We start from the raw sequence: 13,663 nt of genomic DNA, 5'->3' as shown, positions 1-13,663 counted from the left end.
GTCAGATGTCCAGTACGCGGGAGCCGCCGATCGGCAGGTCCCACAGTCCGTCGCGGGGGCGGCCCGCGCGCTCCCAGGCGGCGCGCACCCGGGTCAGCGGCTCCAGGACCGGCTCGGCGGAGAGGACGAACGTCCCCCAGTGCATGGGCGCCATGCGGGCGGCGCCGAGGTCCTCGCACGCCTGGACGGCCTCTTCCGGATCCGCGTGCACGTCGCTGAGCCACCAGCGCGGGTCGTACGCGCCGATGGGCAGCAGCGCCAGGTCGATGCCGGGGTGACGGACGCCGATCTCCTTGAACCAGTGGCCGTAGCCGGTGTCGCCCGCGAAGTACACCCGCCGGCCCTCGCCGCGTTCCTCGCTGAGCACCCAACCGCCCCACAGGGTGCGGCAGGTGTCGGTGAGGGAGCGCTTGCTCCAGTGGTGGGCGGGCACGAAGTCGAAACGCACGCCGCCCAGTTCGGCGCCCTCCCACCAGTCGAGCTCGGTGACCCGGGTGAACCCGCGGCGGCGGCACCAGCGGGCCAGACCGGCCGGGACGAAGAGCGGCGTGTCGTGCGGAAGCCGCTTGAGGGTGGGGACGTCCAGGTGGTCGTAGTGGTTGTGGCTGATGACCACGGCATCGATCTGCGGCAGGTCCTCCCAGCGGACGCCGACGGGTGTGACGCGGGTGGGCGTGCCGAGGATCTTCCGCGACCAGACGGGGTCGGTGAGGACCGTGAGCCCGCCTATGCGTACGACCCAACTGGCGTGCCCGGCCCAGGTGACGGCGAGGGTGGAGACGTCCGCGGCCGGCAGCGGGGCGGGCTCGTACGGCACGAGGGCGATGTCGCGCAAGCCCTCGGGGCCCGGGCGCAGCGCTCCCTCGCGGGCGAGTCTCGCGAACGCCGACACCCCCGGGAGCGGGGTGGTGAGGCGGTCGGCGAAGGACCGGGGCCAGGTGCGGATCTCGCCCAGGGGGCGCGGCGGGGCGAGCGTGGCGGGGCCGGCGAGGGAGCGGGCGGCGGACCGCCCGGTCGGCTGCTCGGTGTGCTCTCGCGTCTCCGTCATCGAGGGGGCTCCGTTCGGTGGCGTAGGCCGGCTTGGGGTCAGCGCAGTTCGTCGAAGGCCGTTGCGAAAGCGGTCAACGCGCGGGCCACGTGGGGCAGTTCCAGGGGCTGTGCCGAAGTGAGGGACTCCAGACACTGCTCCGGGGTTGCTCCGAGCAGCGGAGCGGTCGCGATCCGTACGCGCAGACCGCCCATTTCGTCACCGAACCGGTGGCCGCCGGGGACCGGGGCGCCGAGGCGTTCGCTCAGGTAGTCCTCCAGTTCCATGGAGTCGGTGACCCGGCGGGCGGCGAGGCCGGCGCGCAGCGGGCCGAGGTCGGCGTACAGGTGGCGGCCGGCCTGGGGCGGCCGGGCGAGCGCGCCGGAGGCGAGGACCGTGCGGTGCGCGGCGGCCGCCACGCGCGCGTGCAGCGCGGCGGCGGTCCTGAGCCGGACGGCGACCGGCTCCGGCTCGCCGAGGGCGTACGTCGCCGCCTCGGCGACCGGCCCTGCGACGACGGCGCCGGTCGCCGCCAGCAGGTCCAGGGTCCGGGCGTGCAGCGCGGTTCCGTACGCCGTGAGGGGGCAGCGGGCGACGGCGGCGGGCCAGCTCGCCGGGGTGTACGCGCCCGCCAGGTCGGCGAGCACGGTCACCTGGCCGGGGAACATCTCGGCCGGGCTGACGAACACCGTCTCCTGCGGCCGGTGCAGCGTGTCGAGCCAGGTCTCGTCGCTGATGACGTGCAGGCCCTCGGAGACGGCCGCCTCGCAGACCTCGTGCACGAGTTCGGGCGGGGCGACGGTGCCCGTCGGGTCGTCGGGGACGCTGAGCAGCAGCAGGCGCGGGTCGCCGCCCTCGTCGCGGACCCGTCGTACGGTCTCCAGCAGCGCGAACGGGTCGGTCACACCGCCGCACTCGGCCGGCGCGGGCACGTGGTACGCCTGCCGGCCGAGCATCGTGGCCTGCGGCACCCACCAGGCCGGGCAGGGGCGGGGCATCAGGACGTCGCCGCCGACGGCGGCCATCAGCGCGAACAGCAGCGGCTGCGCGCCGGACGCGACGGCCACGGACCGCGCCTCGGTCTGGAGCCCGCGGCGCCACCAGTACGCGGCGGCGGCCCCGCGCAGGGCCGGCCCGCCGCCGGGGGGCTCGGCGTGGGTGCGCCCCGCGGCCGCGGCGAGGACGGCGGACAGCTCCGGCAGTACGGGCAGGCCGGGACCGGGGGCGAGCGGCCCGTACCGGACGGGGCCGCGCCCTTCCTCGACCGTCCGCTGCATGCGGTCACCTCCACGCCGATCGGCTGGCCCTGTATACGGTTATACGGGTGGTTCCCGTACGGCGCTTGCGGGGCGGAGCCCCGTCGGTGACCCCGCCCAGAGCCGGTGGACGGCGGTCACCGGGCGGACGTGATCTCCGCCGGGCAAGCCTCGCGTTCCCCGGCGGAGCCGGTGCATGCGCATGCCACGGCCCCCGCGGCCGGGTCGCCGGCCGGGGGGCCACAACGCCGCCGTACGGGCGTACGCGAGGGGTACGGGCCTCGGAGTGGAGCGGTCGCACGCCGGCCGGCCCGTCGTCGTCAGGCCACGGTGACCCGGTGGCGTACGACCGCGTCGAAGAGGTACCCCTGGGTGTTGTGCACCGAGGTCGCGGGCTGGGTGTTGCCCCGCGCGTCCGTCGCGCGGGCCAGCAGTTCGGCCGGGCCCTCCCGGCGGGGGCGCCAGGGAACCGACCAGCGGACCCAGCCGTCCCGGCGCGGGGTGTCGCGCAGTTCGGCGCGGCGCCAGTGCGCGCCGCCGTCCGTGCTGACCTCCACCGTGCGCACGGCCGCGGCCGCCGACCAGGAACGGCCGGTCAGGCGGTGGGTCCTGCCCGGCGCGAGGACCGCGCCGGGCGTCAGCTCGAACATGCTCTTGACCGTCTGGCGGGTGAGCGGGGCGCTCCCCTCCGGCGGATACGCGTCGCCGAACAGCCGGTAGTACCGCGTGCTCCACGGGGATTCCAGCGGCGTGTCGCTCACCTCGATGTCCCCGAGCCACTTGACGGACGCGATGCCGACCCAGGACGGCGCGACGACGCGCACGGGGAAGCCGTGGTCGTACGGCAGGGGCTCGCCGTTCATCTCGTACGCCAGGATCACGTCGTCCATCGCCTTGGCGACCGGCATGGGCCTGCGCGGCCGGCCGAGGCCGACGCCGTCGGCGACGAACTCGTCGTCCAGGCCGCGCGGCATCACGTCGACCGCGCGGTCGCTGATCCCGGCCCGCCGCAGGACGTCGGCGAGCCGCACCCCGCGCCAGCGGGCCGCCCCGATCGCGCCGAGGGCCCAGGGGGTGCCGGTGACGGGCTGCCCCTGCTGGGTGGCGTAGTAGGAACGGCCGTTGCCGGCGCATTCCAGGACGGCGGTGCGGGTGACGGAGGGCAGGGAGCGCAGCTGTCCGTACGTGAACTCGACCGGTCCGCCGCGCAGCCCTCCGCCCCACACCGTCAGCCGCCAGTCCGCCTCCCCCAGCCTCGGGGTGGAAGTGTGGTTGCGGACGAAGAACCGGTCGACGGGGGTGAGCACGCCCGTCCCGGCGAAGGCCGCCACGTCGGTCTCGGCGTTGGTGCCGCGGACCGTGAACACTCCGGCCGGCAGCGGCTTGACGATGCCCGGCGCCCCGGCGGCCCCGGACGGGGACGCGGCCGCCGGGGCGCCGGCCGCCCACTGCGCCGCGACGGGCGCCGCGGCCAGCAGCCTCAGCAGGTCACGGCGGCCCACCCGGCCTGCTCCGGCTCGGTGGTGCCCTGGCGTCGTCTCAGCGCTCATCGCGGAACTCCTCGCACGTCACAGCGGACAGGAGGGGTGATCCTAGGGTCGCCGCGCGAGCCGGGCCAGAGTGCTTTCCAGGCCATGTCCCCTGCCCTCGACGACCGACTCCGCGACCTCCGCCAGCTTGCGGTTCGACCGCTGGGACAGCTCCCGCAGGACCCGGAACGCCTCCGCGCTGTCGCAGCGCAGGACGTGCATCACGATCCCGCTGGCCTGGTCGATGACGGCCCGCGAGTGCAGCGCCGTCTCCAGCTGGTCCACCTCCGCCAGGGCCGCGCGGTAGCGCCGGTCGCGGACCAGCCCGGCGGTCACCTGCTCGCCCAGGACGCCCACCGGGCCGTACGCCGCGCGCTCCAGGGAGCCGGGGCGGAAACCGTAGAGGCTGACGGTGACCTCGATGCCGTCGCGGCGGAACGGGATGGTCACGGTGGCGCGTACGCCGGAGTCGAGCGCCAGGGCCCGGTACCGCGGCCACCGGTCGTCGTTCAGCAGGTCCTGCGCGCCCACCGGCTCGCCGCTGTCGAGCGCGGCCGGTATCGGGCCGTCGCCCACGGCGAGCTGCACCGAGGCGAGCGCGGCCAGATCCGGGTGGGTCGCCGTCGTCCGCCGCTCGGCGCCCGTGTCCGCTATCGTCGCCACGGCACCGCAACTGGCCGGGGCGCAGCGCGCCGACTGCTGCGCCAGTTCGGAGAGCGTGCGCACCGGGGAGTCGGGTTCGGGGCCGTGGACTGCCTGTTCGGACACCATGGCGGGGTTCTCCCTTCCCTGTGCGGCTTCCCGCCACCCGGTCCGCAAAACCGCCGGACCCGTTAGCTTTCTCGTATGACGCAGACGGACGACTTCGGCGCGGAGCTGGCAGATTTCGTCAGACGGGTCGGCGAGTTGAGGGCCGCGCGCGCCCTGCCGCCGGACGAGCACGCCGCCGTCCTGGATGCGGCTCTCTTCGAACTCCGCCACGTGGCGGACACCTTGTGGCCCCGGTACGAGCGGCTGAAGGCGGCGGTGCCGGACGCCGCTGCCCCGGACCGGCGCGAGCGACAGGAGCGACAGCTCCTCAAGGCCCTGTTCCAGCGGCTTCCGGTGCCGGTCGCCCTGGTGGACAGGGACACCGTCGTACGGCGCATGAACTTCGCCGCCACTCATCTCACCGGCGTACGCGCCGGGTATGCGACGGGGCGGCCGCTGGCGGCGCTGCTGAGCCCGGCGGACCGGGCGGCGCTGCGGTCCCAGACCGCCGCGGTGGTGCGCGGGGAGGGCGACCGGAGCCTGTCCGTCCATCTTCAGCAGCGGCCGGACGAGCGGCTGCTGGCCACCCTGACCGCGCTGCGGCCGCCGGACGAGGCACATCCGGCCGTACTCGTCGCCTTCCAGGGCGGGGTGTCCGGCGGCGCGCGTCCGCCGGCGGGCGCCGCCGCCGGGCGGCGGCGCCCCGAGCTGCCGGACCTGCGGGAGACGACCCGGTCCGCCGAGCGCCTCGACCTCGTCGACGCGATGACGACCGCGCTGCTGACCGTGGTTCCCGGGGACGGGGAGGCCGCCCTGGAGAGCGCCGCACGGGTCCTGCACGGCCGTTTCGCCGACTGGGTGGTCGCCGATACCGTCACCGGTCAGCCGCTCAAGCGCTCGCTGGTGCTGGGACCGGGCGGGCCGTCCGACGAGGCCCTCGCGCAGATGCTGGCGGGGCAGGATCCGGCCGGGTGCCCGCTGGTGACGGAGGCGGCGCGGGGCGGTTCCGCGACCCTCCAGGTGCGGCCGGAGGACACGGACGGCTTCGGGCACGACCCCGGGGGCGCCCCGGTGCTCGTACGGGCCGGCGTCACGTCGCTGCTGTGCGTGCCGCTGACGGCTCCGGGCGTCGACGGCGGGGTCGGATCCACGGGGCCGGTCCAAGGGGTGCTCACCCTGTTCCGTACGGGCGCGCGGCGGGCGTTCTCCATGGCGGAGGGCCAGGTCGTGGACCTGATGTCCCGCCACGTGGCGCTCGCTATGCGGCGTCCCGCAGGGCCTCGTCGCGCAGGCGGGTACAGCAGCGGCTGATCAGCCGCGACACGTGCATCTGGGAGAGGCCGAGGTCCTCGGCGATGCTGCTCTGTGTCATGTCCCGGAAGAAGCGCATGTAGAGGATCTTCTTCTCGCGCTCGGGAAGCCTGTTGAGGGCCGGCTTGACGGCCTCGCGGTCGACGACGACGTCGAGCGCGCTGTCGGGGCCGCCGAGGGCGTCGCTGAGCGAGTACCCGTCGCCCGTGCCGGGGAGCTGGGCGTCCAGGGACAGCGCGGTGAAGGAGTCCAGCGCCTCCAGCCCGGTGAGCGCCTCCTCCTCGGTCATGCCGGCCTTCTCGGCGATCTCCGCGACGGTGGGGGCGGGGCCCGAGACGGTCGCGGACAGCTCCTGGCTGGCGGCGCGGACGCGGTTGCGGAGGTCCTGGACGCGGCGCGGTACGTGCAGGGTCCACATGTGGTCGCGGAAGTGGCGCTTGATCTCGCCGGTGATCGTCGGCACGGCGTAGCTCTCGAAGGCGGAGCCGTGCTCCGGGTCGTACCGGTCGACGGCCTTGACCAGGCCGAGCGCGGCCACCTGGCGCAGGTCCTCGATGGCCTCACCGCGGTTGCGGAACCGGCCGGCGAGCCGGTCGGCCATCGGCAGCCAGGCGTTCACGATCTCCTGGCGCAGCGCGTCCCGCTCCTCGCCCTCCGGCATGGCGCACAGACGGCGGAAGGCCTCGGTGGTGTCGGGGGCGTCGTGGTGCGGGTGCGTCCTGCGGACTGTGGTGGTACGCATCTTCGTTGCAACTCCCTGAACGGTGCAGACGGCGGACGGGTGTCACCGGGGGAGGCTTCGCAGGGAACTCCGGACGTGACACGTCCGGAGCGTCTGATCACCGCTCCCACGGACGTGCCTCCGGTCCGAAGCACATGGAGCACGTGCCCCCGCTTCGGAGGGGCAAACGGGTCGGGTTTCGCGGCGGGCCGGTTTCCGTTCCGGGATGCCTGGTACCCGGCATGGTGCCGCTCTTTTTCACCCGCACCGCCCGTAGGAGGCCCTTCGTATGAGCACCGACGTTGCCGACCGGATCCTGTCGCGCCTGAGTGAGTGGGGCGTGGAGTGCGTCTTCGGCTATCCGGGTGACGGCATCAACGGTCTGCTGGCGGCCTGGGGACGCGCCGACGACCAGCCGCGCTTCATCCAGTCCCGGCACGAGGAGATGTCCGCGTTCGAAGCGGTCGGGTACGCGAAGTTCGGGAACCGGCTCGGCGTGTGCGTCGCGACCTCGGGTCCGGGCGCCATCCACCTCCTGAACGGCCTGTACGACGCGAAGCTCGACCATGTGCCGGTCGTCGCGATCGTCGGGCAGACCGCGCGCAGCGCCATGGGCGGCTCGTACCAGCAGGAGGTCGATCTGCACACGCTGTTCAAGGACGTCGCCTCCGACTTCGTCGAGACGGTGACGGTGCCGGAGCAGCTGCCGAACGTCCTGGACCGGGCGATCCGCACGGCGTACGCCCGGCGCTGCCCCACGGCGGTCATCGTGCCGGCCGACGTGCAGGAGCTGGAGTACACGCCCCCGCCGCACGCCTTCAAGATGGTCCCCTCCAGCCTGGACCGCAGCAGCTGGACCGCGATGCCGTCGCCGGACGCGCTGCGGCGCGCGGCGGACGTGCTCAACGCCGGTGACAAGGTGGCGATCCTGGCCGGCCAGGGCGCGGCGGGCGCGCGGGCCGAGGTGGCGGAGGTCGCGGAGCTGCTGGGCGCGGGCGTCGCGAAGGCGCTGCTGGGCAAGGACGTGCTGTCCGACGAGCTGCCGTACGTCACGGGCTCCGTCGGGCTGCTCGGCACCCGCCCGTCGTACGAGATGATGCGCGACTGCGACACGCTGCTGACGATCGGCTCCAGCTTCCCGTACTCCCAGTTCCTCCCCGAGTTCGGCAAGGCGCGGGCCGTGCAGATCGACATCGATCCGCACATGATCGGCATGCGCTACCCGTACGAGGTGAACCTGGTCGGCGACGCCCGGGCGACGCTGCGCGAGCTGATCCCGCTGCTGCGGCGCAACGAGGCCCGTGACTGGTTCGACGAGATCTGCGCGGGTGTCGAGCGGTGGAAGGAGATCATGGAACGGCGGGCCGCCCTGTCCGCCGATCCGGTGAACCCGGAGTACGTGGCGGCGGCGCTCTCCCCGCTGCTGCCGGACCACGCGATGGTGACGGCCGACTCGGGTTCGGCGACCAACTGGTTCGCCCGCCACGTGCGCCTGCGCGGGGACATGCGGGCGTCGCTGTCGGGGACGCTGGCCACGATGGGGTGCGGTGTGCCGTACGCCATCGGGGCGAAGTTCGCGCACCCGAACCGCCCGGCGATCGCGCTCGTCGGTGACGGGGCGATGCAGATGAACGGCATGGCGGAGCTGATCTCCGTCGCCAAGTACCGGCACCTGTGGGACGACCCGCGCCTGGTGGTGGCCGTCTTCAACAACCAGGACCTGAACCAGGTGACCTGGGAGCTGCGGTCGATGGGCGGCGCGCCGTCGTTCCTGCCGTCGCAGTCGCTTCCGGACGTGTCGTACGCGGCGTTCGCCGAGTCCATCGGCCTCACCGGGATCCGGGTGGAGAAGCCGGAGGAGGTGGAGGGCGCCTGGCGGACCGCGTTGGACGCGGACGGTCCCGTCGTACTGGACTTCGTCACCGACCCCGCGGTGCCCCCGATCCCGCCGCACGCCACGTGGGACCAGATCGAGGCGACGGCGTCGGCGCTGCTGAAGGGGGACGCCGACGGGGCTTCGGTGATGAAGCAGGGCCTGAAGGCGAAGGTCCAGGAGTTCCTGCCGGGGAGCCCGAGGCCCGGCGCGGACGACTGACGCACGGCGCCGGGGGCGGTGCGCCCCCGGCGCGGGCAGAACTCCGGGCGCGTCCCGCGCCGCCGCCGTTCGAAGCGGTGCGGGAACGCGCCCGGAGGCCGTCCCTCTTCCCAAGTGGCCGCTCGGCCGCGGACCGGGTCCCCCGTTCGCCGACGCTCAAACACCGGGAGGGAGCGGATGTACGGCGGGTGTTTGCCGTCCGCGCGACGGGTACCCGCGCCGGTAGCCGACAGCGCGGACGAAGAGATGAGGCGGACAGCCATGGCCCAGTTCGTGAGGGAAGTGATGACGGCGGGTGTCGCGGCGGTGCGGCCCGACGCCTCGCTCGTGGAGGCGGCGCAGCTGATGCGCGCGCAGGACATCGGTGATGTGCTGGTGGCGCGGGACAACCAGCTGATCGGTGTGCTCACCGACCGGGACATCGCCCTGCGCGCGGTCGCGGACGGCTTCGACCCCCTCACCGTCAACGTCCAGTCCGTGTGCACGCCCGCGCCGGTGTGCGTCGGGCCGGACGACGAGGTGTCGACGGCCGTCACCCTGATGCGCCAGCACGCCGTCAGGCGGCTGCCGGTCGTCGAGGACGGCTTTCCGCTCGGCGTGGTGAGCATCGGGGACCTCGCGGAGTTCCAGGACCCGGGGTCGACGCTCGCGGACATCAGCAGGTCCGCGCCCAGCCCGGGCCCGGAGACCGGGTTCTGAGCGAGGGCGCGCCGGCGGCAGCACCCCGCCGGACCGGCACACGCCGCACCGGCGGCGCGGCACCGGGACACGCAGCACCAGCACTCGAGATATGGGGAAGTTCCAGGAAAGGAGCATGATGCGGATCGCGTTTCTCGTGGCGCCGGAGGGCGTCGAACAGGTCGAACTCACCGAGCCCTGGCAGGCGGTGACCGACACGGGTGACACGCCCCGGCTGGTCTCCACGAAGCCCGGCAGCATCCAGGCCTTCAACCACCTCGACAAGGCGGACACCTTCCCCGTCGACCAGGTGGTCGGCGACGCGTCGGTGGACGAGTACGGCGGCCTGGTGCTCCCCGGCGGCGTCGCCAACCCGGACTTCCTGCGCATGGACGAGAAGGCGGTGGAGTTCGTGCGCGCCTTCTTCGACGCGGGCAAGCCGGTCGCCTCCATCTGCCACGGCCCCTGGACGCTCGTCGAGGCGGACGTGGTGCGCGGCAGGACGCTGACCTCGTGGCCGAGTCTGCGTACGGACATCCGCAACGCGGGCGGCACCTGGGTCGACGAGCAGGTCAAGGTCTGCGACGCGACGCCCGCCACGCTGATCACCAGCCGCAGGCCCGACGACCTCAAGGCGTTCTGCACCGCCTTCACCGAGGAGTTCGCCCGGGCCGCCAAGTCCTAGCACCGCACCGGCCGTCGGGCGCGTCAGACGCGGCGGCCCATCAGCGACAGCAGCTTGGTCTGCACGTCGGCTCCCGGAGGCGGCTCCACCGGGGCGGCGAACAGGCCGCTCTTCTCCAGTTCGGCGGAGTACGGCCCCACTTCGCGCACCGTGAAGTCCACCAGCTCGGCGGGCAGCCGGTCGTCCGCGCCGATGCCCCGCGCCAGGTCCCAGGCGTGCACCACCAGGTCGGCCACCATCTGCGAGCAGTACGCCGCGCACGGGGTCGGCCCGTACGACAGCTCCACGGTCCGCTCCAGCGCCCCCGGCGCCGAGAACGCCTCCCGCGCGGCGGCCGCCGCCCGCTCCCAGGCGGCCACCGGGTCGTCGCCCAGCACGTCGCCCTCGGGATCGAAGCCGAGGGAGCCGTCGGCGCCGTCGCCGGTCGAACGCCCCTCGGACACCAGCGGGGGCACCCAGAGCTGTTCGAGGGTCAGATGGTTGACGAGATCGCGCACCGACCAGTCGGTGCAGGGCGTCGGCGCCTGCCACTGGTCCTCGCCCACGGCGTGCACGTGCCGGTCGAACAGGGCGAGCGCTTCGCCGTGGCGGGTGAGAAGCGGGTTCGTCTTCGAGTCGGTGGTGTTCATGGTTCACCTTCGGGTACTCGCCGGGCGTCTCCCGTCAGACATCCCGGAGGGACGAACGGACTCCACGATCCTCACTCCACTGTACGAACGTCCCCGGCCGTACGAACGTCCCCGGCCGCCGGGCCCGCTCGGACGCGCCGCTGATTCGGATCGGTCCGGGCCGGGTACTCGCGTGCCATGTCTTCCGCCTTCTCAGGACCCGCACACGTACCGCCCCGGCCGTCGGGGCGGATCGCTTCCTGGCTGAGCGCCCGGGACCGTTCCCTCTTCCACGGCGTGGCGACCCATCACTGGCCCGGCGCGGACCGCGTCCTGCCGCGCCTGAGCCACGGGGCGAACCACGGTGTGCTGTGGTTCGGCACGGCCGCCGCGATAGCCGCCGTCGGCGGCAGCACCCGTGCCCGCCGGGCCGCCGTGCGCGGCGTCGCCTCGCTCGCCCTGGCCTCCCTCACCGTCAACACCGTCGGCAAGCGCTCCGTACGCCGGGTGCGGCCCGTCCTGGACGCCGTGCCGCTGATCCGGCAGCTCAAGCGCCAGCCGATCACCACGTCCTTCCCCTCCGGGCACTCCGCCTCGGCCGCCGCCTTCGCGACCGGTGTGGCGCTGGAGTCCCGGGCCTGGGGAGCGGTGGTGGCCCCCGTCGCCGCTTCGGTGGCGTTCTCCCGGATCTACACGGGCGCGCACTACCCCAGCGACGTGCTGGTCGGCGCGGCGCTGGGCGTCGGCGCGGCGTTCGCGGTGCGGGGGCTCGTACCGACGCGGGGGCAGATCCCGGCGCCGGGCAGGCCCTACACCGAGGCGCCCGCCCTGCCAGGCGGCCGGGGCCTTGTCGTCGTCGTGAACAGGCGCTCGGGTTCCGCCGCCGCCAAGGCCGCGCTCGTGCGGGACGCGCTGCCGCACGCCGAGGTCGTCGAGTGCGACCCGGAGGCGCTGTCGGCCTCGTTGGAGAAGGCGGCCCAGGAGGGCCGGGCGATCGGCGTCTGCGGCGGGGACGGCACGGTCAACCGGGCCGCGGTCGTCGCGGCCCGCAGCGGGGTGCCGCTGGCCGTGTTCCCGGGCGGCACGCTCAACCACTTCGCCTACGACCTGGGCATCGAGGAGGTGCAGGACACCTGCCGGGCCCTGGCGGCGGGCGACGCGGTCAAGGTGGACCTGGGCCGGTTCACGCCGGGTCCCGGCCCCGACGGGGGGCCGGGGTACTTCCTCAACACCTTCAGCCTGGGCGTCTATCCGGAGCTGGTGCGGATCAGGGAGCACTGGGCCCCGCGCATCGGCGGCTGGCCCGCCGGCGTGCTGGCGGCGGCCAAGGTGCTGCGCGACGAGCGGCCGCTGGAGGCCGAGATCGGTGAGCACAAGGGGCGGCGGCGCGCCCTGTGGATGCTGTTCGCCGGCAACGGCATGTACCAGCGCTTCGGCCCGACCCCCGGCCGCCGTCACAACCTGGCCGACGGGCTACTGGACGTACGGGTCGTGCACGGCGGGCGGCTGCCCGGCCTGCGGCTGCTCGCCGCCGCGCTGGCCGGGCCGCTGAGCCGCTCCCCCGTGCACGCGGCGCAGCGGCTGCGCAAGGTGTGGATCTCGGACCTCGCGCCGGGCACGCTGCTCGCGTACGACGGGGAAGTGGCTCAGGCGCCGGAGGAGTTCGTCATCGACAAGGCCGACGAAGCGCTCACCGTCTACCGTCCGCTTCCGTTGTAGGGGCCCCGCCCGGGCCCTCGGCGCCGACTTCCGCGAACTCCTCGGGGTCGGCGTCGGAAGGGGCCTCCGTCACGTCGAGGAAGACCTGGTCGGCACGCGGCCAGGTCTTCTTCACGGACCGTTTGATGCGTACGCAGACCAGCTCGACCTCCTCGCTGTCCAGACCGGGCGCCAGGTCGACGCGGACCGCGACCAGCAGCGAGTCCAGCCCCAGTTGCATGGTGAGCAGTTCGGCCACGTTGTCGATCTCGGGCTGCGCCTCGATGAGCCGCCGGATGTCCGCGCGCAGTTCGGGGTCGGCCGCCTCCCCGACGAGCTGGGCCCTGGCGTCCCGGCCGAGCCGGTAGGCGACGTACCCGAGCAGCAGGCCGATGGAGAAGGACGCGACGGCCTCGTAGGCCGGGTCGCCGGTCGCCATGTGGAGTCCCATGCCGGCGGCGGCGAGGAGTACGCCGACCACGGCCGTGCCGTCCTCGGCGACGACCGTGCGCAGCGCCGGGTCCTTGCCGATCCCCGCGCCGGGCTGACGGTGCGCCTGGTGCAGGGCACGGGCCAGGGACGTGCCCTCGGCGAGCAGGGCGACGCCGAGGACGGCGAGCCCGGCGACGTAACCGGTGTGCGACGTCCCGCCGTCCGGTCCGCCCAGGGCCTCGAAGCCCTGGAAGACCGAGAAGCAGCCGCCCATGACGAAGATGCCGACGGCGGCGAGCAGGGACCAGAAGTAGCGCTCCTTGCCGTATCCGAAGGGGTGTTTCCGGTCGGCCGGCCGCCTGCTGCGGCGCAGGGCGGCGAGCAGGAAGACCTCGTTGACGCTGTCCGCGACGGAGTGGGCCGCCTCGGAGAGCAGGGCGGGTGATCCGGACGCCAGTCCGCCGACGGTTTTCGCGGCGGCGATGACGAGATTGGCGGCGAGCGCCACCAAAACGGTGTTCCGGGTCTTGCGGTCGGCTTTTCCGGTCACAGCGGCTCTCCGTGTGCGCAGTGTACGAGGAGGATTCGAGGGCACTCGGAGATCAGGAGGTGCACACAATGGTTCCTATTCTTCTGGTTCTTCTGCTGGCACTGATTCTTTTCGGTGCCGGTTTCGCGATAAAAGTGCTCTGGTACATCGCCATAGCGGTATTGGTCATCTGGCTTCTCGGCTTCCTGCTGCGCAGCACTTCGCCCTCGGGAGGCAGGTCGCGTTGGTACCGATGGTAGATAATTCCTGATCGTCGCCCTCGTCGGCAGTCTGATGATCGTCTACGTCACCATCGGCGGCATGTAGGGCACCACCTGGGTGCA

13 protein-coding genes are annotated in these 13,663 nt (G+C 73.5%); 6 read left to right on the top strand and 7 right to left on the bottom strand.

Features of this window, described 5'->3' with window-relative positions; all coding sequences use genetic code 11:
* Nucleotide 1: 1 nt before the first annotated feature.
* From ACWGH0_RS28140 to ACWGH0_RS28125, 4 genes are all read right to left on the bottom strand, one after another.
* On the bottom strand, nucleotides 2–1,048 hold the full coding sequence (locus ACWGH0_RS28140; protein WP_453407052.1) for an MBL fold metallo-hydrolase: 1,047 nt from the start codon (nucleotides 1,046–1,048) through the stop codon (nucleotides 2–4).
* 38 nt (nucleotides 1,049–1,086) lie between these two features.
* A complete protein-coding gene (locus ACWGH0_RS28135) occupies nucleotides 1,087–2,304 on the bottom strand; it encodes an aminotransferase class I/II-fold pyridoxal phosphate-dependent enzyme (RefSeq protein WP_453407051.1) in 1,218 nt (405 codons plus the stop codon).
* Between the two features lie 299 nt (nucleotides 2,305–2,603).
* Complete coding sequence (locus ACWGH0_RS28130) at nucleotides 2,604–3,833, bottom strand: sulfite oxidase (protein WP_453407050.1); 1,230 nt, start codon at nucleotides 3,831–3,833, stop codon at nucleotides 2,604–2,606.
* A 42-nt stretch (nucleotides 3,834–3,875) separates the two neighbouring features.
* A complete protein-coding gene (locus ACWGH0_RS28125; RefSeq protein ID WP_453407049.1) occupies nucleotides 3,876–4,583 on the bottom strand; it encodes an ANTAR domain-containing response regulator in 708 nt (235 codons plus the stop codon).
* A gap of 75 nt (nucleotides 4,584–4,658) precedes the next feature.
* Here ACWGH0_RS28125 and ACWGH0_RS28120 point away from each other — a divergent pair, with 75 nt between their 5' ends.
* On the top strand, nucleotides 4,659–5,873 hold the full coding sequence (locus ACWGH0_RS28120) for a PAS domain-containing protein (RefSeq protein ID WP_453407048.1): 1,215 nt from the start codon (nucleotides 4,659–4,661) through the stop codon (nucleotides 5,871–5,873).
* On the opposite strand, the gene ACWGH0_RS28115 is transcribed toward ACWGH0_RS28120, so the two are convergent.
* Entirely contained in the window at nucleotides 5,821–6,615 is a 795-nt protein-coding gene (locus ACWGH0_RS28115) for an RNA polymerase sigma factor SigF (RefSeq protein ID WP_453407047.1), read from the bottom strand. The genes ACWGH0_RS28120 and ACWGH0_RS28115 overlap by 53 nt on opposite strands.
* 268 nt (nucleotides 6,616–6,883) lie before the next feature.
* Between ACWGH0_RS28115 and ACWGH0_RS28110 the strand changes: the two genes are divergently transcribed.
* From ACWGH0_RS28110 to ACWGH0_RS28100, 3 genes are all read left to right on the top strand, one after another.
* Nucleotides 6,884–8,689 (top strand): thiamine pyrophosphate-requiring protein, encoded by a 1,806-nt coding sequence (locus ACWGH0_RS28110; RefSeq protein ID WP_453407046.1) that lies wholly within the window; start codon nucleotides 6,884–6,886, stop codon nucleotides 8,687–8,689.
* A 261-nt stretch (nucleotides 8,690–8,950) separates the two neighbouring features.
* Nucleotides 8,951–9,388 (top strand): CBS domain-containing protein, encoded by a 438-nt coding sequence (locus ACWGH0_RS28105; RefSeq protein ID WP_453407045.1) that lies wholly within the window; start codon nucleotides 8,951–8,953, stop codon nucleotides 9,386–9,388.
* Nucleotides 9,389–9,506: 118 nt separating this feature from the next.
* On the top strand, nucleotides 9,507–10,052 hold the full coding sequence (locus ACWGH0_RS28100; protein WP_453407079.1) for a type 1 glutamine amidotransferase domain-containing protein: 546 nt from the start codon (nucleotides 9,507–9,509) through the stop codon (nucleotides 10,050–10,052).
* A 23-nt stretch (nucleotides 10,053–10,075) separates the two neighbouring features.
* Here the strand turns inward: ACWGH0_RS28100 and ACWGH0_RS28095 are convergent, their stop codons facing one another.
* Entirely contained in the window at nucleotides 10,076–10,681 is a 606-nt protein-coding gene (locus ACWGH0_RS28095; protein ID WP_453407044.1) for a TIGR03086 family metal-binding protein, read from the bottom strand.
* Between the two features lie 177 nt (nucleotides 10,682–10,858).
* On the opposite strand from ACWGH0_RS28095, the gene ACWGH0_RS28090 reads away from it, so the two are divergent.
* Complete coding sequence (locus tag ACWGH0_RS28090; protein ID WP_453407043.1) at nucleotides 10,859–12,379, top strand: phosphatase PAP2 family protein; 1,521 nt, start codon at nucleotides 10,859–10,861, stop codon at nucleotides 12,377–12,379.
* On the opposite strand, the gene ACWGH0_RS28085 is transcribed toward ACWGH0_RS28090, so the two are convergent.
* Nucleotides 12,351–13,385: a cation diffusion facilitator family transporter gene (locus ACWGH0_RS28085; protein WP_453407042.1), complete on the bottom strand. Its 1,035-nt coding sequence runs from the start codon at nucleotides 13,383–13,385 to the stop codon at nucleotides 12,351–12,353. The two genes, ACWGH0_RS28090 and ACWGH0_RS28085, sit on opposite strands and share 29 nt — an antisense overlap.
* A gap of 23 nt (nucleotides 13,386–13,408) precedes the next feature.
* Between ACWGH0_RS28085 and ACWGH0_RS28080 the strand changes: the two genes are divergently transcribed.
* Complete coding sequence (locus tag ACWGH0_RS28080) at nucleotides 13,409–13,579, top strand: hydrophobic protein (RefSeq protein WP_453407041.1); 171 nt, start codon at nucleotides 13,409–13,411, stop codon at nucleotides 13,577–13,579.
* Nucleotides 13,580–13,663: the final 84 nt, after the last annotated feature.

The sequence above is a fragment of the Streptomyces sp. NPDC054887 genome (assembly GCF_053610585.1).
The sequence above is the reverse complement of the archived record's forward strand: the minus strand, read 5'-3'. Positions and strand labels throughout refer to the sequence as shown.

What these genes read in the sequence shown, in the direction of transcription:
- ACWGH0_RS28140 (WP_453407052.1), bottom strand. Translation starts at nt 1,048, where the DNA reads ATGACGGAGACGCGAGAGCACACCGAGCAGCCGACCGGGCGGTCCGCC.
- ACWGH0_RS28135 (WP_453407051.1), bottom strand. Translation starts at nt 2,304, where the DNA reads ATGCAGCGGACGGTCGAGGAAGGGCGCGGCCCCGTCCGGTACGGGCCG.
- ACWGH0_RS28130 (WP_453407050.1), bottom strand. Translation starts at nt 3,833, where the DNA reads ATGAGCGCTGAGACGACGCCAGGGCACCACCGAGCCGGAGCAGGCCGG.
- ACWGH0_RS28125 (WP_453407049.1), bottom strand. Translation starts at nt 4,583, where the DNA reads ATGGTGTCCGAACAGGCAGTCCACGGCCCCGAACCCGACTCCCCGGTG.
- ACWGH0_RS28120 (WP_453407048.1), top strand. Translation starts at nt 4,659, where the DNA reads ATGACGCAGACGGACGACTTCGGCGCGGAGCTGGCAGATTTCGTCAGA.
- ACWGH0_RS28115 (WP_453407047.1), bottom strand. Translation starts at nt 6,615, where the DNA reads ATGCGTACCACCACAGTCCGCAGGACGCACCCGCACCACGACGCCCCC.
- ACWGH0_RS28110 (WP_453407046.1), top strand. Translation starts at nt 6,884, where the DNA reads ATGAGCACCGACGTTGCCGACCGGATCCTGTCGCGCCTGAGTGAGTGG.
- ACWGH0_RS28105 (WP_453407045.1), top strand. Translation starts at nt 8,951, where the DNA reads ATGGCCCAGTTCGTGAGGGAAGTGATGACGGCGGGTGTCGCGGCGGTG.
- ACWGH0_RS28100 (WP_453407079.1), top strand. Translation starts at nt 9,507, where the DNA reads ATGCGGATCGCGTTTCTCGTGGCGCCGGAGGGCGTCGAACAGGTCGAA.
- ACWGH0_RS28095 (WP_453407044.1), bottom strand. Translation starts at nt 10,681, where the DNA reads ATGAACACCACCGACTCGAAGACGAACCCGCTTCTCACCCGCCACGGC.
- ACWGH0_RS28090 (WP_453407043.1), top strand. Translation starts at nt 10,859, where the DNA reads ATGTCTTCCGCCTTCTCAGGACCCGCACACGTACCGCCCCGGCCGTCG.
- ACWGH0_RS28080 (WP_453407041.1), top strand. Translation starts at nt 13,409, where the DNA reads ATGGTTCCTATTCTTCTGGTTCTTCTGCTGGCACTGATTCTTTTCGGT.